This window comes from Sphingomonas faeni (assembly GCF_024273235.1).
GTDB classification, from domain to species: Bacteria; Pseudomonadota; Alphaproteobacteria; order Sphingomonadales; family Sphingomonadaceae; genus Sphingomonas; species Sphingomonas faeni_A.
In genome coordinates this window covers 1-20,923 of record NZ_JANBVH010000058.1, presented here as the reverse complement: position 1 = coordinate 20,923, position 20,923 = coordinate 1, and the positions used below count along the sequence as shown (strand labels likewise).

General features: G+C 59.2%; 24 protein-coding genes. 16 read left to right on the top strand and 8 right to left on the bottom strand.

The genetic code is table 11. The features are described 5' to 3' along the window. The 3 genes from NLI89_RS20550 to NLI89_RS20540 all read left to right on the top strand — a co-directional run. The coding region (locus NLI89_RS20550; protein WP_254688659.1) for a DUF4142 domain-containing protein at positions 1–244 on the top strand (244 nt) is incomplete at its 5' end. Positions 245–327: 83 nt separating this feature from the next. Then, positions 328–687: a hypothetical protein gene (locus NLI89_RS20545; protein ID WP_254688658.1), complete on the top strand. Its 360-nt coding sequence runs from the start codon at positions 328–330 to the stop codon at positions 685–687. A 112-nt stretch (positions 688–799) separates the two neighbouring features. Next, complete coding sequence (locus NLI89_RS20540; RefSeq protein WP_254688660.1) at positions 800–1,189, top strand: hypothetical protein; 390 nt, start codon at positions 800–802, stop codon at positions 1,187–1,189. A 16-nt stretch (positions 1,190–1,205) separates the two neighbouring features. On the opposite strand, the gene NLI89_RS20535 is transcribed toward NLI89_RS20540, so the two are convergent. The 5 genes from NLI89_RS20535 to NLI89_RS20515 form a co-directional block, all read right to left on the bottom strand. Beyond that, complete coding sequence (locus NLI89_RS20535; RefSeq protein ID WP_254688657.1) at positions 1,206–2,087, bottom strand: NAD(P)H-hydrate dehydratase; 882 nt, start codon at positions 2,085–2,087, stop codon at positions 1,206–1,208. Further along, positions 2,084–2,848: a histidine phosphatase family protein gene (locus NLI89_RS20530; protein ID WP_254688656.1), complete on the bottom strand. Its 765-nt coding sequence runs from the start codon at positions 2,846–2,848 to the stop codon at positions 2,084–2,086. The genes NLI89_RS20535 and NLI89_RS20530 overlap by 4 nt, the downstream gene beginning before the upstream one ends. Before the next feature lie 764 nt (positions 2,849–3,612). After that, positions 3,613–4,644 carry a patatin-like phospholipase family protein gene (locus NLI89_RS20525; protein ID WP_254688655.1) on the bottom strand — a complete coding sequence of 344 codons (1,032 nt, stop codon included), beginning with the start codon at positions 4,642–4,644 and terminating at the stop codon, positions 3,613–3,615. Next, positions 4,641–5,654, bottom strand: coding sequence for an SDR family oxidoreductase (locus tag NLI89_RS20520; protein ID WP_254688654.1), 1,014 nt, complete (start codon positions 5,652–5,654; stop codon positions 4,641–4,643). Before NLI89_RS20520 ends, NLI89_RS20525 begins: the two co-directional genes overlap by 4 nt. Before the next feature lie 5 nt (positions 5,655–5,659). Further along, on the bottom strand, positions 5,660–6,325 hold the full coding sequence (locus tag NLI89_RS20515) for an HAD family hydrolase (RefSeq protein WP_254688653.1): 666 nt from the start codon (positions 6,323–6,325) through the stop codon (positions 5,660–5,662). Between the two features lie 546 nt (positions 6,326–6,871). On the opposite strand from NLI89_RS20515, the gene NLI89_RS20510 reads away from it, so the two are divergent. The 5 genes from NLI89_RS20510 to NLI89_RS20490 all read left to right on the top strand — a co-directional run bounded on the left by NLI89_RS20510 (position 6,872) and on the right by NLI89_RS20490 (position 11,402). Next, complete coding sequence (locus tag NLI89_RS20510; protein ID WP_254688652.1) at positions 6,872–7,336, top strand: hypothetical protein; 465 nt, start codon at positions 6,872–6,874, stop codon at positions 7,334–7,336. Between the two features lie 81 nt (positions 7,337–7,417). Continuing rightward, the gene (locus NLI89_RS20505) at positions 7,418–7,921 is read left to right on the top strand and encodes a ferritin-like domain-containing protein (RefSeq protein WP_254688651.1); all 504 of its coding nucleotides are present in this window, start codon (positions 7,418–7,420) and stop codon (positions 7,919–7,921) included. 193 nt (positions 7,922–8,114) lie between these two features. Further along, positions 8,115–9,401: a cation:proton antiporter gene (locus NLI89_RS20500; protein ID WP_254688650.1), complete on the top strand. Its 1,287-nt coding sequence runs from the start codon at positions 8,115–8,117 to the stop codon at positions 9,399–9,401. 94 nt (positions 9,402–9,495) lie between these two features. Then, the gene (locus tag NLI89_RS20495) at positions 9,496–10,767 is read left to right on the top strand and encodes a YihY/virulence factor BrkB family protein (RefSeq protein WP_254688649.1); all 1,272 of its coding nucleotides are present in this window, start codon (positions 9,496–9,498) and stop codon (positions 10,765–10,767) included. A gap of 110 nt (positions 10,768–10,877) precedes the next feature. Next, complete coding sequence (locus NLI89_RS20490; RefSeq protein WP_254688648.1) at positions 10,878–11,402, top strand: DUF937 domain-containing protein; 525 nt, start codon at positions 10,878–10,880, stop codon at positions 11,400–11,402. A 409-nt stretch (positions 11,403–11,811) separates the two neighbouring features. Here NLI89_RS20490 and NLI89_RS20485 read toward each other — a convergent pair whose 3' ends face one another. After that, complete coding sequence (locus NLI89_RS20485; protein ID WP_254688647.1) at positions 11,812–12,222, bottom strand: DUF3597 domain-containing protein; 411 nt, start codon at positions 12,220–12,222, stop codon at positions 11,812–11,814. Between the two features lie 153 nt (positions 12,223–12,375). On the opposite strand from NLI89_RS20485, the gene NLI89_RS20480 reads away from it, so the two are divergent. The 3 genes from NLI89_RS20480 to NLI89_RS20470 all read left to right on the top strand — a co-directional run bounded on the left by NLI89_RS20480 (position 12,376) and on the right by NLI89_RS20470 (position 15,463). After that, a complete protein-coding gene (locus tag NLI89_RS20480) occupies positions 12,376–12,963 on the top strand; it encodes a DUF4142 domain-containing protein (protein WP_254688646.1) in 588 nt (195 codons plus the stop codon). Between the two features lie 395 nt (positions 12,964–13,358). After that, on the top strand, positions 13,359–14,402 hold the full coding sequence (locus NLI89_RS20475; RefSeq protein ID WP_254688645.1) for a ferritin-like domain-containing protein: 1,044 nt from the start codon (positions 13,359–13,361) through the stop codon (positions 14,400–14,402). A gap of 17 nt (positions 14,403–14,419) precedes the next feature. Further along, a complete protein-coding gene (locus NLI89_RS20470; protein ID WP_254688644.1) occupies positions 14,420–15,463 on the top strand; it encodes a ferritin-like domain-containing protein in 1,044 nt (347 codons plus the stop codon). Between the two features lie 858 nt (positions 15,464–16,321). Here the strand turns inward: NLI89_RS20470 and NLI89_RS20465 are convergent. Both NLI89_RS20465 and NLI89_RS20460 read right to left on the bottom strand, forming a co-directional pair. After that, positions 16,322–16,474: a hypothetical protein gene (locus tag NLI89_RS20465; RefSeq protein WP_254688643.1), complete on the bottom strand. Its 153-nt coding sequence runs from the start codon at positions 16,472–16,474 to the stop codon at positions 16,322–16,324. Between the two features lie 53 nt (positions 16,475–16,527). Next, a complete protein-coding gene (locus tag NLI89_RS20460) occupies positions 16,528–17,103 on the bottom strand; it encodes a hypothetical protein (RefSeq protein WP_254688642.1) in 576 nt (191 codons plus the stop codon). 36 nt (positions 17,104–17,139) lie between these two features. Here NLI89_RS20460 and NLI89_RS20455 point away from each other — a divergent pair, with 36 nt between their 5' ends. The 5 genes from NLI89_RS20455 to NLI89_RS20435 all read left to right on the top strand — a co-directional run. After that, entirely contained in the window at positions 17,140–17,472 is a 333-nt protein-coding gene (locus tag NLI89_RS20455) for a hypothetical protein (RefSeq protein WP_254688641.1), read from the top strand. 1,086 nt (positions 17,473–18,558) lie between these two features. Continuing rightward, positions 18,559–18,963 (top strand): BLUF domain-containing protein, encoded by a 405-nt coding sequence (locus NLI89_RS20450; RefSeq protein ID WP_254688640.1) that lies wholly within the window; start codon positions 18,559–18,561, stop codon positions 18,961–18,963. 149 nt (positions 18,964–19,112) lie between these two features. Continuing rightward, positions 19,113–19,298, top strand: coding sequence for a hypothetical protein (locus NLI89_RS20445; protein WP_254688639.1), 186 nt, complete (start codon positions 19,113–19,115; stop codon positions 19,296–19,298). A gap of 772 nt (positions 19,299–20,070) precedes the next feature. Next, positions 20,071–20,565 (top strand): MucR family transcriptional regulator, encoded by a 495-nt coding sequence (locus tag NLI89_RS20440; protein WP_254688638.1) that lies wholly within the window; start codon positions 20,071–20,073, stop codon positions 20,563–20,565. Positions 20,566–20,599: 34 nt separating this feature from the next. Next, on the top strand, positions 20,600–20,923 hold a 324-nt coding region (locus NLI89_RS20435), incomplete at its 3' end, for a DUF805 domain-containing protein (RefSeq protein WP_254688637.1).

Here is a 20,923-nt window from a genome sequence, read left to right as displayed (position 1 = left end):
CGCGACAACATCGATCAATGAACTGCAGACCGCATCTGCAGCGGATTTCGACCGCCTCTACATCGGTCAGCAGATTCCGGCGCATCAGGCCGCACTGGACCTACACCAAAGCTATTCGAGCGGCGGGGATCAGGCGCTCCTGCGCATGTCGGCAAAGGCTGCGGTACCGATTGTGAAACAGCATCTCGATGCTGCGATGAAGATGCAGGCGGGTAAGCCAATGGCGAACATGTCTGGTATGTAAAACGGCGGAGCGCCGTTATCGGCGCTCCGTTTTCGACGATGTCCCTACATGTTCAAATTCGTATGATTTTCTGGAGTAAGGCAATGTCAGCAGACCCTTTACCGCCCCCGGAAACTGACGATAATCCGGCGTTTCGCGGGAACGATGACGGTACCGTCGGGCATTACTCGGGCGAAGAGTATGACAGCTATGAGAAGGACCAACCGCGCAACGTCGAGGTCGGCGTAAGTCGGGACAATCGGGAAGCGAATGTCGCAGCGCCGAACAGGGCGCCGGGCGAAGACATTCCGCCTGACGCTGGCCGACGCGCCTATATCGATGAGAAGACCGGTGAAGTGCATGGTAGCGGCGCCGGAGCGGGCGGAGGAAACGCTACCGAGGACTATGATGCCGACACGCCTGGCGGAGGCGGCGGGGTCCGCCAGACTCAGCAGTCTAACTAACCCGCCGTAGGTCCTTTTTAATGAGGTGCGACAAAGGGCTTGGACGGCACGGATGCAGGTGAGCAAGCTGTTTGATCAGCATTCGTTCAGCACTCAATGTCTAGGAAAGCTTATGCTTAAACTAATGCTTCTCGCAGCGGTGACTCTTGCTAATCCCGCTATCGCAGCGCGTCGTGATGCTCCTGATGTACAGTTGCAGAAAATGCTTGTCGGGCGCGTTGCGGGTAAACCCGTCAACTGCATCAGCCTCTCGGGCTCGAACTCATCTGAAATCATAGACGGCAAAGCTATCGTTTACCGGGTTGGAAGCCGGCTATACGTCAACGAACCGCGATCCGGTGCGCGGTCGTTGCATCGCGATGACATACTCGTCACGCGTACCATTGGGTCGCAGCTTTGCAGCATCGACACGGTTCGGCTGATTGATCGTGGCTCGCGTTTTCCGCGCGGCTTTGTCTCACTTGGTCAGTTCGTGCCGTACAGCAAAATCAAAGCCCGCTGAGTTACTGAACGCCAGGCTATTGCGGAAGCAGGCGAGGGAACTCGGCGGGAACCTCTCGTGCAAGGAAGCCGATTGGCCCACTTGTAGTTGCGACCCGTCGTCCGCTTTGTCCGTGCAGCCAGACACCCCAACCGGCTGCGATGATCGGTGAAGCGCCACGGGACAGCAAGCCCCCGATCGCGCCGGCCAGGACATCTCCCGATCCGCCTGTTGCAAGTCCGGTGCCTCCACCACCATAATGCAGTGTCGTTCCATCAGGGGCCGCGATGACGGTGTCGCTGCCTTTGAGGACCACAACAGCCCCGTACTGGACAGCGACATCGCGCGCGACTTTTTCTGGTGATTGCGAGATCGTGTCTTCTTCCAGGCCCGTCAGCATGGCCATCTCGCCGTGATGCGGTGTGAAAACCATGCGACCGTCGAATGCAGCAAGCGCTTCGCGCAGATCCCGTGCGGATCCGATCGCCAAGGCGTCGACGACCAGGGTTACCTCGTCGCAGGGCTGCGTCAGGATCAGCCGCATGAGAGCCTTGGCAGCGTCGGTGGAGCCCATACCTGGTCCGATGATCAGCGTATCACACCCTTTCAGCGACTTTTCGAGCAAGGGGCCAGCAGCGCAGTCGATCTCTCCGTCGGCGTCTTGCGGCAGCGCGAGAACACCCGCTTCCGGTACGACCAGACCGAGTCCGATCGCTGCCGATGCGATCGTCGCCATCTGGAGCTTGCCCGCGCCAACTCGAAGTGCCGCTTCACCCGTGAGCCGAAGCGCGCCGGGGACCATAGCCGAACCTCCGATTGCCAAGACACGTCCCCGGCTATTCTTGGTGGTTCCGCTGCCGTGAACGGGGGGCGGGTTGGCAGCGATCCAGTTGCTATCGAGGGGAATGGTATCGGTCATCCTCGTACTCCCGTGGTACGGTCCGGCTCGGCGGTGACGGGAGCGGACCCTTCGTGGTCGACGACAGCGTTGTAGCGAACGAGCTTGAGCGCTTCACCCTGCGGTCCCTCGGGATCGAACCGATACTCGGTGACCGAGCAGTTCGCGACATCGCCTTGGTGATCGATCACCAGGATCTCCTCCTCGGTCAGGTTCTCGATGACATAGCGCAGGCACAGGACGACAACTTGATGCGCGACGATCATCACGCGGCGTCCGGCATAGTGCAATGCGATCGTATCCATCAGCGAACGGAGGCGGAAGATCACGTCGCACCAGCTCTCCCCACCAGGCGGTCGATGATAGAATTTGCCGAGAATGCGCCTGAACTCAGCCTGGTCCGGGTATACCGAGGCGACACCGCTGGTCGTCAGTCCGTCGAGAATGCCGAACTCCTTTTCGCGAAGGCGTTCGTCGATACCGACCGGATCGTCGCCGGTCGCGCCGCCCTGCGCCCGAAAAAGGTCGAGAGTCTGGCGTGCGCGGATATAGGGAGAGACCAACAGAGCGTCGGGGCGGTCGTCCGGAACCGCGCTGGCGAACCATCTGCCGAGCGCACGGGCTTGATCTTCGCCGAACGGGGAAAGCGGAATATCGACGTCGCGATGTGACAGTTCGATCCGTTCGGCTCCAGCCGCATGGGCAGCGTCGCGCGCCACATTTCCCGCACTTTCGCCGTGGCGCACAATCCAGAGCCGAGACGGCCAGCGTGCAGAGGTCATGGTCTTTGTCCAGAGTGTAGCGTTCGACGGTTTAACTCCGATCGACCGGCGATGGCCCCATGATTTGCCGATCCCATATGGCGACCGCTGCGAGCGTTAAATGGTGCAATGACAGGGAACCTTCCCGTTGTCTCTCACGTATGTTTATCAACAGACACGGTGCATGAGGGGACAAGGAGTCGATGGCTGAGACTGCAAAGGTTGCCTACCATCGCGAACGAGCAGAGCAAGAACGAAGGCGCGCAAGCCAAGCGATCGATGACCGCAGTAAAAATGTTCATATTGAACTTGCGCTAGCGCATGGAAGAGCGGCAGTGTTTGGCGGCCATCGTCTCCGAGCAGCGCATGATCGGTAATAACGGTCGGGGCTTTTGCGAGAAGCGACAGATCGAGTGCGGGGACTACCGCTGACGGTTTGCTGATGGGATCGCACCACTGACAAGGCTGAGAAGCAGGCTTTCCCCAATATGGCTACAATAGCAGAGATGGAGCGCTCTCGTGGGTGAACGACTGCAGCACTGAATGTTGCGCGTCGCGCGGGCAAGGGCGTTCGTCATAGAGCCCTAATTACGCCAAACGAAACCAAGCAGCGTGACTGTTTCTGGCTTTAGGTATGACTGAGGGTGAGGTCGCGGCGAAGATCAGCTGTCGACTGCCACGTTATATCGTCAACATCGGACACCAGAGTAGCAAGCCATCAGCAAAAGTTGCAAGCGCGCGCACAGCGTAATGCTTCACGGACGTTCTAATCGCCAAGTGATGTGCTAGCGCTCAAGTTCAATGACGTTGAAACCTGGAACCCCGATCAACATCGTCTCGGTCTGCACACCTTTTACCGCCAGCATGCCGGCGCGGTAGCCGGCCGACCAACGCTGTTCGACCGTAGGCGCCGAAAAGTCGAGCGCCTTACCTGCTACTTCCTCGTCCTGCTCAGTGTAGGCCAGCCGAACCAGCGACAGCGTAATGCCCTCACGCTTGGTATAGGCGGCCTTCCATCGGTCTATCGATCGGCGGGACTGGGCGGCGAAGATCAGATCCTGCATGCGACTGGCGGCTTCGCCTAGGGTCACCGGCTTGGGGCCGTGTAGTGGCAAAAGGTCAACCGCGATGCATAACGTCGCCCGTGGCGGTGGGGCACTGAGAACGGGATCTAGCGGCAGGTTCGCAGACAGGCCCCCATCGACGAGCCAACGGCCATCGATCTCGACCGGCGGAAACGCAACCGGTAGCGCAGCGCTTGCCCTAACGTGATCTGGCTTGATCTCGATCGCGGTACTGTCAAACACGACGTCGTCGCCCGTCTCAAGATCGACCGCAGTTGCTGTGTAGCGGCACGTACCAGCATTAAGGCGATCAAAATCTACGAGCGCTTCCAGCGTGATCGCAAGCTGATTGGTTTCAAAGATCGATGGCTGATCGTCCGTCCAAGGGGTGAACGCCGATAATAGGGGGCCGAAAATACCCGGACGGCCTGCTGTTGCCGACCATCCAACCGCAGTCGTCCGCCGACTGGTTTCGAACATACTAGCCCAAGGAAGTGTCAATGCTCCCGGCGATAAAGCAGGTCGCCAAAACGCCCGCATGGTCTCGATCCGACGATCGGGATCAGAGCCCGCAATTAAGGCCGCATTGATAGCACCAATCGACGCGCCGATTACCCAATCCGGTTGGAGGTCGTGCTCGTGCAGCGCTTCGTACACGCCTGCTTCGAATGCTCCCAAGGCATTGCCGCCGCTCAGGACCAACACGACGTCAAAGTTGCGTACGGCACTAGCTTCTTGGCCGCGTACGGTCACACGCGATCGCCCTTTTTCCGGCCGACGACCACGGCAATGCCCGCGCTGATTATGCCCAGCAACAAGAAAGCTGGATGAAGCTTCTGAACCTGCAAAACGGTGCTCGAACCGCGGGCGTGGACATCCTGACTTCCCCGCAACGCATCGACTCGCGGCGCATAGAGGTTGTCGCGCCGGGTCGGGTCGCCGGGATCCTCGGGCTTCTGCTGCGCGACGGTGCCGACCAGTTCCATGATCTTGTCGCTCAATCGTGGCGCAGCATTCGACAGGAGCGCGGACAACAAGCCCCCGCCGCCTGCATACAGCGTGCGCCGCGGGGTCTGGCACGCGAACAGCACCGCGTCGGCGACGACCGACGGTGCGTAGAGCGGTGGTGGCAGGCGTGGTGGCTGGTCCATGAAGTTGCGCGCATGCTCGGGGAACGGCGTGTCGATCGCGCCCGGCTTGATCAGCGTGACAGAGATGCCGGCTCCCTCCTTTTCCAGCTCCATCCGCAGCGTATCGGTCAGCGCCTGCACTGCATGCTTGGTTGCGCAATACGGCCCTTGCTGGACGATCGCGCGGTCGCTCAAGATCGAGCCGACGTTAACGATGGCACCGCCGCGTCCGCGCAGATGGTGTGCCGCGACCAGGGATCCATGCAACACGCCGAAGTAATTGACGTCGAACACGCGGCGGTGATCCGCGACCGGCACCTGTTCAAGCGTACCGTACGTGCCCGTGCCGGCATTATTGACCCAGCTGTCGAACCCGCCAAATGCCTCAACCGCGACGACGGCAACGCGCTCGACCGCGGGCATGTCGCTGACGTCCGCGACGCAGATCGCGATGCGTCCGCCGTCGGCCGACAGGCGATCGCGGAGTGCCTCGAGCGCTGCTTTGTTCCGCGCGGTGGCGACGACGCCCGCGCCACGGCGCACGGCTTCCTCGACTATGGCGAGACCGTTGCCGCTGGTTGCACCGGTGACGACGATGATCTGGTCGCGGAGGGGTTTCAAGGTGATGGCCATGTCGATCAGCGTCCCAGTGGTGAGGTTGCGTAGTCGGCGAGCAAGGCCGCCACGTCGTTGTAAATCGCGATCGCGCCTGCCGCCTGAAGTTGCTCGTCCTTGAACTTGCCCGATCGGACCGCGACCGCGACGATCCCGCACTTGGCCGCAGCCTCGATGTCATAGGGCGTGTCGCCGACGACGATCACCTCGCCGGGATCGATTCCCGGCAGCTTCTTGAGCGCGGTCGCGAAGATGTCGGGTGCGGGCTTGGTCTTCTCGACGTCGTCGCTGCTCGTCGTCGCGGTGATCAGGTCGCGGGCGTCGAGCAGATCTATGTAATGGTCGAGTTCTGCCTCGGAGGCGGAAGAGGCCAGTACGACCTGCTGCCCGAGACCATGTGCGTGGGCCAGCAGATCGTGCGCTTGCGCGAACGGCTTGGCGGTTTCCAGATACTTCGCCTTGAAGATTGCGCCATGTGTGTCGCCGAGCTTTTCCTGCTGATCCTCGTCCGCGTCGGGCAGCAGCGTCGGCACGAGCATGTCGGTCCCCTTGCCGATCTGGTCGTGAATCACCTGGCGGTCGAACGACGCGCCGACGGTGGCGAACGCCTCCTCCCAGGCGAGGACGTGCATGTCGTTGGTGTCGACCAGCGTACCGTCGATATCGAAGAGAATGGCTTTGATCTGCATAATGTTACCCCGGAACTGATCTCGTGCATACGCGCGCCAGAGCACTCACGTGCCAGCAAAACCGCCGTATTCCAGTGATACGCGCAGTGTGCGAGTGAGGGCCCAACGGATCACCGTTCGGTTCGGCACCGTTCACGTGTGAGATTATGGTGTGGTCATCGACCAATCGACGCATATTGAGCGATTGGGGCATAGCCCGACGCGAGAACCCTAAGATCGTGATCGCGGATTAGAGGTGACAACTCCATCCGATACAGTGTGGTGTTGCCTGAAACAGGGCGGCACTCTTTGGAGATAGATTAACAGGCATCAATACAAAATATAAGCGCTCCGGAATCCCGCTTGCGTAGGAACGATATTGTTCCTCGGATCGCTATGCTTCGACAAACAGCGGAAGTTCAGGCTGAGGCAATTGGGCGGTATGATGGAGGCGAGAGCTAGACAGTTCATTCAGCCGTGCCCAGTCCGTGACTTCCGCTCCCATCTGGTCCTGGTCCGATAGAACGGTTGGGTTGGGTATTCTCCCACATTCAAAAGGACATACCGATGAGTGACAAGGTTCAGACCCCCGTACCTGGCAATCCCGCGAGTAAGGGCGCCCCGGACGGCGTATCGGACTCGCCGCGCGACAACGGTGGCACCGAGATCCACGGTCGCAGCGAGGGAGGCGAAAGTGGCGGTGGGGCCTATCCCAACCCCCATGCCGGCAAGACCGAGACGAACACAGGCTTTATGGCGCACGGTGGCCAGACCAACATCGCCTATCACGGCGGTGGGCAGGCGGGCGAAGACGGTGGAAATGCCGGTAACGGCGTCGCAGGCTCGGGCGGCGGTGACGGCACGACTATCGCTGCGGACACGGATACGGACCGCGTACCCCATGAAATCGCAGCCGAAGGTAGCAAGATCAACGTCGTCGAAACGTCGGGTATCGCCGAAGCCGAGGCTAGTGGGAAGGTCGGTACCGATGCTGACTACGAGGAGGAGCAGAAGCAGCCCGGGGCCGGCTGAGGTCGGCAGATCGCGCACTGCCTGATCAAATTTCGAACCAAACGCCACGCATCCCGCTCGGTGAACTATAAGGACGTTCTCATGTCTGCACCCGAAGATCTCCAGGAAATCTACATCGACGAGCTGAAGGACCTGTGGTCCGCGAACGACCAGATGAAGAAGGTCCTGAAGAAGATCACGACCAAGGCCAGCGACGCTTCGCTGAAGGAGATGCTGACCAAGTCGCAGGCTGATATCGAGAAGCATACCGACCTGCTCAAGGACCTGATCGCATCGAACGACGAGAAGGTTTCGAAGGAGCATTGCAAGGGCATGGAGGGCCTCGTCGCCGAAGCCACCAAGCATGTCCTCGAGGAGGGTCCTGAGAAGGGGCCGCTGCTTGATGTCATGATCATCGCGCAGTACCAGCGGATGACGCATTACGGCATCGCCGGTTTCGGTACGGCCGCTGCCTATGCCAAGGCGCTTGGCCTCAAGGATGATACCAAGGCGCTGACCGCTGCCACCAAGGACATCTATGGCGGCGACGAATATATGACGAAGCTTGCCGAGACGACTGTAAACATTGACGCCGAAGACGAGTGATCGTGGTTGCCCGCTGACACAATGTCGGCGGGCAATGATCGCGTCTTGCGCCGTCAGCTGACTGAGACCTTACCTTATTGGCGAGTTCCGCTCGCATAGCGAAATGCGTTAATCTCTCATGCTCGTAAGCTTCTTCGAACCACTATGCGTGCCTTCCTGTGACGAAGTCTCGTTCCCTTCTGGATAGACCGTCATGCCATCTGCATTGCCCGATCCCTATATCCTCATTCTCACCGGCTTTGGCCTGCTTACCGCGCTGGTTGTCTGGTTACCACTGGCGCTTCGTAAGCTACCGCTGTCGTTGCCGATCGTCTGTATCGCGCTTGGCGCTGTGCTGTTCTCGTTGCCGCAAGTTACGCTGAGGCCGCTGCCGCTTCTTTATCCCGAGATCACTGAACGCTTCACCGAGTTCGTCGTGATCATCGCGCTGATGGGGGCTGGTCTGAAGATCGACCGGGTGTTCAGGTGGCGGGACTGGGCGGTTACCTGGCGGCTGTTGGCGATCACGATGCCGCTGGGCATTCTGGCCATCACGGCGGTGACGGCATGGGGAATGGGACTGCCATGGGCGATCGCTCTGCTGCTTGCCGCCAGCCTGGCTCCTACGGATCCTGTCCTGGCAGCCGACATTCAGGTCGGGCCGCCCAAGAGCGAGGACGAAGACGAGGTACGGTTTGGGCTGACGTCCGAAGCCGGCCTCAATGATGGGTTCGCGTTTCCGTTCGTCCATCTTGCGATCATGCTGGCAGCCGCAACCGCAGCCGGGGGCAGTAAGCCGTGGCTGGGTGAGTGGCTGACGTACCGGGTCTTATGGGAAATCGGTGCCGGCGTCGGCGCCGGCTGGCTGATTGGCCGCGCCTTTGGCTGGCTGACCTTCCACGTCCCCGCGCAAACCAAGCTAGCGCAGACCGGTGACGGCCTGATCGCGCTGGCTGCGACCTGCATCTCCTACGGCTTTACCGAGATCATTCACTGCTACGGCTTCCTCGCGGTGTTCGTCACGGCACTGACGTTTCGGGGAACGCACCGGACGCACGACTTTCATCACGACATGCATGACGTCACCGAGCAGATCGAACGGCTCGCAATGATGGTCTTGCTGCTGCTGTTTGGCGGCGCGTTGGTCAGTGGGCTTCTAGCTTCGGTCTCTTTGACGGATGCACTGATCGCACTCGTGATCCTGCTGATTATCCGGCCGATCACGGGGCTCATCGGCCTGGCCGGCCACCGGGCTGACCGCTCAGAAAAGCTAACGCTGGCCTTCTTCGGCATCCGCGGCGTCGGATCGATCTATTACCTGGCCTATGGTCTGAACCACATCCACGTCGATGCGGCCGAACGTCTTTGGGGCCTTCTCGGACTGGTCGTGCTGTTTTCAATCGTCCTGCACGGCCTCACCGTGACGCCAATCATGCGTTTGCTCGATCAGCAACACGGCCGAGATCCGGACAAGGATGCGCCGCCCGCCGTGGGAGCTTGAGGCAACTCTGGATCGGGGATCGTATCAAAATTGGTGTGTAGTGGAAGAACGGCGATCGCATGCCAGATTCAAGAAACGCGTGAAGGGACAAGGCATGACCGAGACGAACAAGGGGGACGCAAGGGGGCACGACGCTGGCAGTCCCTGGGCTATCCCGGCGAAAGGCTGGAAGGACATCGCCCTGCGAGCGTGGAAGGAGGGGGGCCAAGACAATATCAGCTTGGTCGCCTCCGGCGTGGCGTTCTGTGGCGTGCTCGCCATGGTGCCTATGCTGGGTGCCGTGGTGCTGAGCTATGGGCTCGTCGCCACACCCGCTACAGTGATGAAGAACGTCCAGTCACTGACGTCAGTCATGCCGACAGATGCTGCCAAGCTCATCGGCGAGCAGTTGGCCAACGTCGTCACGACATCGGACGGCAAGAAGGGGTTCGGGCTGCTGCTCGCGCTCGGCATCGCGTTGTACGGCGCGATGAAAGGCGCAACCGCGCTTATTACCTCGCTGAATATCGCCTATGACGAAGAGGAAACGCGCAGTTTTGTTCGGCTGAACCTCATCGCATTCGCCATCACCGCCGGGGCGGTGCTTATCGCCATCGTCGCTATCATCGCGATAGCCGCAATGGGCAGCCTGGATGCACTGTTCCCCTCCGCCCCTGCCATCGTTCTCATGGCAGGGAAGATCGTTTCCTACATGGTCATGGCGGGTATGGGAGCTGCAGCAGCGGCAACGCTCTACCGCTACGCGCCCAATCGCGATGAGGCGAAGTGGACGTGGCTGACGCCTGGCTCGGTGCTGACAACCGTGTTGTGGCTGGTCGTTACCCTCGGCTTCGGGTTCTACGTAGCAAACTTTGGCAGCTACGACGCGACCTACGGCTCGTTGGGAGCCGCGATCGTGTTGCTGACCTGGCTCTACTTGTCCGCCTACATTCTACTGCTCGGCGCCGAGTTCAATTGCGAGCTGGAGCGACAGACCACGCAAGACACGACCAGGGGGCCTACTGAATCGCTCGGCGATCGTGGAGCGTACGCAGCCGACACGGTAGCTTCCAGACCGGAAATAGCGCCGCAGCCAGGACCAGGACCGCACTCCTCAAGTGGTGACCAGGCTGTATCCCGAACCGCACCATCTACGCCGTCACCTTTGCGCGAATACGCTGCCGGCCGCATGGTCGTGCGTGCAGCACGCGTAACCGGCCTGGGTAAAGTCGGCATGGTACCTTCCGTCATCGTTACCGGCGGGCTTGTTCTTCTTCGACGCCGTGACAAGGCGCTTATGGGGGCAGGTCTGCTTGTTATCGGGGGAGGGCTTAGTTGGCTATCCGGCCGACCCGTTGGCTCAGATACCCCCGAACTTCCTGACTAACACTGCGCAGACGGCGCATGCCTACCGATCCATGGTCCTAGCTCGATCGAAAGTGACCGGACCTATAGGTCCCAGCATCTGTTGGTACCCGTCTCAACAAGGAAGCCGACATGAATCTCAATGACCTGCTGCCTGATGGTGGCATCGATGCACTCGCCGCCCAGCTAGGCATACCGCGTGAACAAGCCCAGCGCGGCGCAGAAGCGCTGCTGCCGTCGGTTCTGGGCGGCATGGGAAATAACACGACGCAGTTAGACGCCCATGTAAACACGCTTGGCGGCGCAGACCTTGCTTCGAACGTATTGGGCAACGAGCCGACGCAGATCGATCGCGGTAATCAGCTCCTCGGCGGTATCTTCGGGTCGAAGGACGGCAGTCGTGAGGTCGCCGACAACGCGGCGCAGAGCAGCGGCCTGGCGCCCGAGCTTCTCAAGCAGATGCTGCCGATCCTAGTCATGCTGGTAGCGGGCCACCTGACTGGGCGCTCGGGCGGGCAGCAAGGTAGCCTTGGCGGGATCCTTGGATCTGTACTTGGCAGTCTGGGTGGCGCTGGAGCCGCAGGCGCTGCGCCCGGGGGCGGTCTTGGCGGCGGATTGGGGGGCATTCTTGGTTCGGTCTTCGGCGAGCGGCGATAGAGCCGTCCGGACATAAGACCGTCGTGTTCGATAAAACCGGTGGACTTGAGATCACGGAACATCCCGTCGCCACGTGGCTACGGCACGGCGATACCATCGACGGCATGACTGGGGAGCGCATCTGATGCGGAGACGAGGAAACAAGCGAGCCGGTCCTGTGGCTATTGTCATCTTCGTGATGATCGTGGCACTCGTTGTCGCGATCTGCTGGCTCGCCGCACGTGAATTTCAGAAAGAGCCGAATGGACCGCCGCGTGGTAGTCAGACTTTGCCAGCTCAGGCGGCGCAGGGGACCGTAGCTGCGACGCCCCCGAACATTATCCCTGCTCGATAGTGATGACGACAGTTTTGCTGGAGGCTGAGACCGGATGGGACCGCGTAGGGTGTGGTCCCATCCGGATCGGCTGGTTTAGTTGCGCAGGCTGTCTGGAACGATACCGCCGTTTTCGGCGAGCTTCTGCATCACAGCCTTATGAAGGGCGATGTTCTGCTCAGCTGATCCATCGGCCGCAGCATGGACGTTGAGCTCGGCAGCAAGTTCCTTGCGAGCGGTCAGACTGGAATCCAGTTCCAGCAGCTTCAGAAGATCGACGATCGAGCTCTGGTAGTTGCCCCCGCCATCTTTCATCGATGCCATCTCGCTGAGGACCGCACCGACATCGACGGACTGCTGAGCCGCTGCGGGGGCGGGCTGGGCGGTAGCAGTCGGCGCGGCTTGCGGTGCAGCCTGCGGCGCCGTGGCAGAAGCCTGAGCCGGCGCAGCGGCTGGTGCGGCTTTGTGGTGGAAAACCTTGTTCATGATCGTGCTGAAGATGCTCATAGCCGTGTCCCGATAAGGCCGGCAGCTGTGCCGGCAGACGGCTAGAACGAACTCGGCCGACGATCGGTCCGGCGTTCGTTGCTTGTGCGGAACGGTCCACAGGAAGCACGCGTTGAGCGGACAGCAGCAATATGCGAGCAGATGGAGAGTATAATGAACTTCAAGACCCTGGCAATGGTATCGGTAGTGGCCCTGTCATTGGCCGCGTGCGGTAAGAAGGCGGAAGATACGACTGCGGTCGATAACAGCACCTACGCCAACACGACCGCCACGGACGTGAATGCAGCCGGTTCCAATGATGCCATGGCAGCACCGGCCTCAGGTGGGCAGGCTTTCGTCAACATGGCGGCTGCAAGCGATGCGTTCGAGATCGAGACCTCGAAGCTGGCCGTAACCAACGGCGCATCTGCTGCGGTGAAGAAGTTCGCTGGCCAGATGATCACCGCACATGAGGGGTCGACTGCAAAGCTGAAGGCACTGACGGCAACGCTGTCGGCAGCGCTGACGCCCAACCCGGCGCTGAGTGCTGAGCAGCAGCAGAAGCTTGCCGATCTGAAGACCAAGCAAGGCACTGATTTCGACACCGCTTACGCGGCTGCCCAAGTCGCCGGGCATCAGCAGACGCTCGATTTGCTCAAGGGATATGCTGCAACCGGCGACGTGCCGCAGTTGAAGACGTTCGCGTCGGGATTGGCACCGACGGTTGCTGCACATCTCAACATGGCGAAATCGCTCAAGTAGTAAATCTGGTCTCAGGCAATAATGTTTTGATCCGAGAGGCGCACGGTTGCGTGCACCTCTCGGGTTCGCCTTTACGAAGCTCAAATGGCAATACTGAGCCATGCTGCGTACCTGTTCTCGACGTATCGGATACGCTAGCCGGGCAAGACGATTTGGCATGGTCAGCCCCGACAGCATTGCCGGCTTCAAGAACGGCTAACCGTCAGCCTCGATAATCACTCAATATTGAATTAAGTGACTTTCCGGTTGATCAAGGTCATTAACCTGCGTCTACTAGATATAAGCTGAGGGCGCGGGCCTTTAATTCTCCTCTGTCGTTGTGAACTTAGTCGAGCGTCTTTGCCTCGCGGCAATATGGTTCGATAAAAAGGCCGATTGACGGAAGAGGGAAGACTATGATCGATGAAGCCGAAATCGTAGGCGTGCTTAATCAGCGCGTCCGACGGCGCGATGAGCGTCGCGAGTTTTTCAAGGCGGCCCTAGGGGCAGCAGCGGTGGGCGCGGGAGCGCTGGCTTTCACGTCTCAGGCTGCAGCGCAATCCGCGAACCTCGACACCGATATTCTCAACTTTGCGCTGAATTTGGAATACCTTGAAGCGCAGTTTTACAGTTACGCGTTCAGCGGAACTGGTTTGCCGAATGATCTGCTTGGCGGCGTGACGACCACGGGTGCGCAAGGTAGCGTGATCGTCGGGACCACAAATCCTGCCCGTGCAGTCAACTTCACGGGTGAACCAGCCATCCAGCAATATGCGCGCGAGATCGCTGCCGATGAATTGGCGCACGTCTCATTTCTGCGATCTGCTCTGACCTCCGCAGCTGTCGCCCAGCCTGCCATCAACATCTCCGGCGATGCGAACGGTCCTTTCACGGCCGCTGCATCAGCTGCCGGTGTTCCCCTCACCAATGGGGTGTTCGATCCCTACGCATCGGTCGACAACTTTCTGCTCGGCGCATACATTTTCGAAGATGTTGGCGTGACCGCGTACAAGGGGTCCTCGGTCCTGATCACGAGCAACACGTTCCTCGACGCTGCGGCTGGCATCCTTGCTGCCGAAGCGTTCCATGCCGGCATAATCCGCGGTGCTCTCTACCGTCGCGGGCAAGCTATTCCGGCGATCATCACCGGAACGGAGCGTATCGCCGGCGCACGCAATTTGGTTGATGGCAGTACAACCCAAGCTGGTCCGCCGGCGCTCTTTGCTGACGACGATCAGGGCGTTGCATCGCGCCCGACTGCCATAACCTCGGCTTTGGGAACAACGACCGACACGGCCTCCAACTTCGTGCCGACGGATGCGAATGGCATAGCGTTCGGGCGAACCGCGCAGCAGGTCTTGAACATCGTTTATCTCAACACCGCAAACGCCGCAGCGACGATGGGCGGGTTCTTCCCCGCTGGCGTCAATGGCGGCATTCGCAGCAGCGCTGCGAAGTGAGCAGGGGAAACAGCATCATGAATAACCAAACCGATCTGCTCGCGACGATCGAAAGAGCTGAGCATCAACGCCAGGCACGACGTAACTTCATCCGGATGTGCGGCGGAGCGGCTGCCATGACGGGCGGCCTGTCGCTTCTTGCCGCGTGCGGGGACGACGACGATAAACTGGCGCCGGCACCAACCCCGACACCGACGCCATCGCCAACACCGGCGGTAACGGACGCCGACATCCTGAACTTTGCACTGCAGTTGGAATACCTCGAAGCTAATTATTACACCTACGCGGTAGCTGGCGCGGGCATCGCTACCAGCCTCCAAACAGGAACCGGTACGCAAGGAGCCGTGATTCCCGGTTCGGGGGCCGGTGCTGCACGGGCAGTCACCTTTGCGGATCCGATTATTGCTCAGTATGCGCGTGAAATCGCTTCAGATGAAATCGCGCATGTTACGTTTCTCCACAACCAGCTGGGAACCGCAGCAGTGGCTCAGCCAAGTATCAATCTTTCGGGCAGCGCGTCTGTTGCCATCCCTGGCGGCGCCACGGTGCCGGGGGCCTTTACCGCCGCTGCTCGTGCCGCTGGCGTTATCGGTGCGACCGATATCTTCGATCCGTTCGCAAGCGACATCAACTTCCTGATCGGTTCGTACCTTCTGACCGATGTCGGGGTGTCCGCTTATCGCGGCGCGGCTCGTCTTATTAGCAACAAGACTTACCTCGACGCATCGGCGGGCATTCTTGCAACCGAGGCGTACCACGACGGCGTGATCCGTTCATCGTTATACGCATTGGGCCTAAGTACTGCTGATATCTTTACGCGTATCCAGAAGATATCAGATACCCGTGATTCTCTTGATGGCTCGACCGACTTGGATCAGGGCATTGGTACCGCAGGCAATGCGAACCTCGTGCCCACTGATGCGAATGGCCTTGTACTCGGACGAACAGCAAGTCAGGTGCTAAATGTCGTGTATATGAACGCCGCAGCAGGCACAACAAGCGGTGGTTTCTTTCCGGCCGGCGTGAATGGTACGATCCGCGCTACCGTCGCTAATCCATAAACCGGGCTTGTTTGGAAAATGGGCGCTACCTGTTCAGGGTAGCGCCCTCATCTATACATCGAGATCGAGTATATGAAGCGGCTTTAAGATCTTCTTATCAAGCCGCATTTGTACCGTTGAAGTGATTGAGCGTTTTTACGATTAAGGCAAAGTAGCTATACAAATAAGGCGAGGTAGCAGGAAATAATTTACTGGTATCCGCCGTTTTCTTCGCGTTCCTTGGCAGCGTCCTCCTGTACTTCCTCCATTTCCTTGGCCTGTTCAGCAGCGTCCTTATCCTCGGGCTTAGGGTCTTCGATCATATGTCACCTCCAAGCTCCTCAACGGGGGACCGACGTCGTTTGATCCGTAACAAAACAACGAGCAAATTAGTTTGCAACCGGACCGTTTCAGCCGAGCCAAGACGCAAATTGATCTCGAGCTTGGTGGGTTTCAGTTTTTGAAGTCTCGGCTAAAGGCTTCGTATGAATCTTTCTCAGACCGAGGCATACCGTAGCGCTGCTGCCCATGAACGTTCGGAAGCGGAGCGGTCCGTGCTTCCCCTTGTTCGAGAGCGTCATTTGCGATCGGCAGAAGCTTGGGATGCAATGGCCAGTCAGGGTGAAATGACTGAGCGCCTAGCGCAGGCGAATGCGGAGAACCGAGTCAAACAACCCTATCAGCGACGGTCGTCAGCTGAAAGTACGTAAGGAGGCTTGTCGTATCGTTACCGGCACGGCTCCCCGCGTCCGCACCGCTGCGTTACCAGTTAAGCGACAGCGGACACCGGACTACGTACCTTGATCCCCACGACGACCGACCGGACGTGACGCCACGCAGCCTGGTCTTCTATCCAAAGGGTCGAGTGTCTTTCACACCTCAAGTGAGAGACAACTTCCGTTTGGGGGCATGCTGGCCCTCAGTGCTCGGTGTGTCCTTATTGAGGGTATCGCTTGGGCGGCGAGCATCGCCTTCATTCTGGTGTTCGGTGGACAGGTTTGGCTGTTTGGTCGGCTTGATCGGGTCGGTCATTGTCGCTCTCCCCAATTGACGAACAGGCAAGAGCTTCTCTCGTTCCGCAAAACTTACTGCTTCGTTTCGTCTGACGCGACTGCTCCCATCGTTATCGCGAGCAGCGAGGCGCCGCGGTGTTCGTGGTCCAGCTTCAACAGGAGGACCCAGTGCGCGATGTGCTTGCCTGCCGCCTCGACGCCTCTGCGTTGCAGCTGCGGGGTGGTCAGGTTCGTATCGTTCTGGATTACCGACGCGATCGACAGCGCGAAAAAGTCGATGATGTCATCGGCAATCAACGCGTGATCGGCGGAGTTCGCAGCAAGGTACTGCATGACGATCGGCATGATTTCCTGGAAAAGATCGATCTTAGCCTGATCGTCTACCTTCATGATGTCTGCAGACATGCTGGCGGCCTCCGTTCTCGACATGTATTGCTTGAGACCGTGAAGCGGAAGGCGGGTTCGATCTCCCTCGCCATCATCGGAGCCGTCATGAATCATCCACGCGAATGGTTTCAGCCAAAAGTCGTAGGTATCGGCTGGTCTCCTCGAACCTGGGAAGGGTGGGCGATCATCGTTTCTGTGATCGCGGTTGGCGCAGTTGTCGGTCGGGTCAATCTCTGACTGGTCGAAACCCAATGACGCCATATTGCACGCGGCGAAGAACCCGGTTTAGGCTCGGCCATGGAAAACACCGCATCGCAGTTCGATCTTCTTGGCCAGCTTCGTTCGCTGATCGTCCAACGCAACGAGGCAGCAGAGGCGTTCGACGTCTTCAAGCAGGACGCGGTGCTGGCGCCGGCGCCTGACATTGCTAACAATGAGGTCTCTTCCGATGAAGCGGCGGACATGGCAGCAGAGGAGGTCGACACGTTCAGGGCTCAGACTGAGGGCCTTCTGGCCAGCGCAACGGACGATGAGCTTTTGGCCGCGTACCGGCAGACCGAAGGCGAGGTGGGCGATCTTGCGGCTGAGGCGCTACGTGATGAGCTGCGGCGTCGGAATCTCGAAGAGTGAACCGACCAAGTGCTAATCAGGTATCTTTAAATGTGTAGCCCATCGAGTATGTCAGATCGGGAGGTGTGGGAAAAGGCGTCCACTATCGCGGCAGCGTTTGGCGATGATGAGCCCGAGCGCTTCACAGAACGGCTCTTCGACATTCTTCGTAATACCACCAATCCACAGGACTGGCGTCGTGTCGCGGCCGCGGTTGATGTCATCGCTGGAGCGTCCCGGCAATAGCTTCAGTTGAGCGTCGCTCGGCCACCTCTATGACGCCAACCGAGCATTTTAGGGATGTACTGCGCCGGTTTGGCTCGCTGACGCCCAGCGTGAGCGGTGGTACCCCCAATCACGGGCCGGCTGGATAGTGTTTTACCGGCAAGTAGGAGTGATGATGGGAAAAGGAGCCGCTTGGTGAAGCGCTTAGTGTCGGTTCAGGGGCAACACATAGAAGTTTACGTTGAAGAGACCGAACCTAGGCGGTGGAAGGCAACGGGAGAGTATGGCGGTAAGATTTGGAGCGTGATCAGCACGACAGCTAACCGAGCGGCGTCAAATTGGGGTGTCGCCGTCGGGCAGCTAGACCGTGCACACCTTAACGAGCCGCCCCCGGAGACCGAACGTTAAGCGCGTGGGAAGTTTCAGGAATGCCATGTTACGCCAGCGGGGAGCGAAACCCACACCGTCCTTGCCGCTGTCGCCGTACGTATTCCATTTTAAGTGAGCCGATGTCGTCCGCAGGCGTTCAGTCTCTGCCAGGGCCTATGCAAAGCGTCCTCGCCGACCGACATCGTGTTCTCTTGGCTATCGAGGCGGGTCGTCATGCATGGGTCGGACTTAAGGCTCGCGGTTTATCGACGACGTACGCGTCCTAAATAGACAGTAGTACGTACCTGTCGGTCCGCGGCGCGGTTTTGCTCCCACGTTGATACGCAGCGAGGCTCATTATCTGAGCTACCAAGGCGGCCAGCTATCCGTTTTTCTCAGCAGTTTTCCGGATAGGCTGGCCGTTTGCGAGACGGACGAAGCAAGCCGCCATTCGCGTACATTGACGTTGCGTTTAGGTTCGCTTGCTACTCATCCTCTCGGAGGAGCCCTGGATTGATACGTCTCATTTACATCAGCACCGCCCGATTGGAGCTATCCAAGGTCGAGCTTGAGGGAATTTTACGCGTTTCGAGGCGCAACAATGCCGCAGCAGGTGTGACGGGTTTGCTGATCGTTGGCGGACGTCGCTTCCTCCAGGTGCTTGAAGGACCAGCCGACGCAGTCACTCAGACGTACGATCGCATCAGGGCTGACGGACGTCATTTCGCTGCAGTGACATTGGACAGCCGCGCAATCTCAGAGCGCAGCTTTCCCGGTTGGGCAATGGGGCATCAGCTTGGCAAATCTTTGCGCGGCGATGGTGCAGTTGCAGACGACGTAGCGGCATTGATCACGCCGATCTCGGATCCCACCACGCGTGCGTATTTCGCAGAGTTCGCCAAGAAGCATGCCGCCTGAGGTGCGCAAATGCCAGGGGTTCAGCCTTGCGCCTACCGTGTAGCGGATTGAAAAACGTCATTTCCCAAGAAGGCGTTATCCCGTATCCGAAGGCATGACGTGGCTCCCCAGCGTCCCTTGTACGTTTGAACGCTACAAAGGAGACTGACATGCCGAGCAGAGAGAAGATCACGGACGGTGCCAACGAGCGCGCCATCGATGAGCCGATCGCCGGCACTGCACCAGGCATCCCTGACGATGCGCTCTTGCCAGGCGAGGAACTGCCGAAGGAGCCAAGTGAGGAGGAAGTTGCGCGGATCGCTGCGAAGCTCGGGGCACCTGACCCAAACCCGTAACGCCTTAGGCCTGCGATAAGCCTGGCGTTTCCGGATCGATCTGAATGGGATCGTCAGCAGGTTCGAAGCGAAGGGTCCACCGGGGATAACCCCCTGGTGAGATCTCAATATCGGGAAGGCCGACCGGGTCGGAGCCGGTTTCTACCCAACCAGCGCCGTGGCAACGATTACATGCCGTGCGCTTGCAGCGGAAGCTAACGAGATCAATCTCGGTATTCCACTGCCCCCTCCCTTGGCAGACCGGGCACATGGCATCGAGGCTCCCCTTACGTGGCTGGAGCGGAACGATGTCGAAGGCGTGGGGGCTATCCGGACCGTCGCAGTAGACCATGTTGCTGGCGTGAGGCATGCTCCTTCGTCGCCGAGCAGCCGAAGCAATGCAATACGCCCTCGGCGCGTTTAAGCTCGAATCACCGGAACCCAGCGACCATCGATCAGTCCAATACTGATGGATAACGGTCCGCCTGCTCCGGGCGGCGACTGCGGCCAACAGGAACCGATTTCACAGACACATTGCTCGCTGCCGATCAAACCATGTACCACGCCAAACAGGCTGGAAAGAGCTCGTGGAGGTTCAATAGCGCTCCCATTTCGGGTCACCGGAAACTTTAGAGAATATTGGATCGATTATTCGTATGTTTACGCAAACGGTACCTAACTGACATTTGCGAGCCATTATTGTTAATCATGAAATCCCACCAAAACGCTCCACTCGCTTGAATTCTAAACGTTTTCGCCTAACTACGAGCCTTCAACTTCAAGCGAGATACTAATGAGCGATGATATCAACGCGGTCGAATTGGCTGCTGAACTGACGGCCGCGTGGTTGGCAAATCCTAACACCCGCACCAACGCAGACGACGTGCCTGCCTTTCTGATCTCGATGCATGCCGCTGTCTCGCAGCTTTCAGGTACATCTGCGCCCGTTACGCCTGAAGAGCCTGCGCAGACCTATGAGCCGGCCGTGACCGCGCGCAAATCGCTGTCGTCGCCAGATCACATCATCTCGCTGATCGACGGGAAGCCGTACAAGACCCTGCGTCGCCACCTGGCGACCAACGGCCTGACGCCGGAGGAATATCGCGCCCGTTATAATCTTAAGGCCGATTATCCGATGGTCGCCCCGACCTATTCGGAAGCGCGCCGGACAATGGCGAAGTCGATCGGCTTGGGACGTAAGCCTGGTCAGACTGCTACAAAACCTACTGACGAAGCTCCGAAGGTGCAGCGTAAGCCCCGGGCTGCCAAGGCGGTTGAAGAGGCCTAAGTCGGAGCGGGGGCAGTGAGGTAAGGCGTCAGCTATGACACGCGCACTGACCCCCTTTCGTAAGTATGCAAAATTCAGCGGACGCGCCCGGCGCCGTGAGTTTTGGCCGTTTGCGATAACGGCAGTATTCATTTTGCTCGTGACAAGCGTCGTTACGCCTCCCCTTGGCGCCCTGATCGGATGCCTAGTGTTCATACCATTATCGAGTTGCGCCGTCCGCAGGCTTCACGACATTGGTAGGTCTGGGTCATGGCTGATCCCGCTTATTGCCATTCCCGCTTGTATGATCATCGTGTTCGCGATCGGATTGTCGATCCTAGGCGTGGTACTTGTTGCTGCGCTCGGAATTGAAACGAGC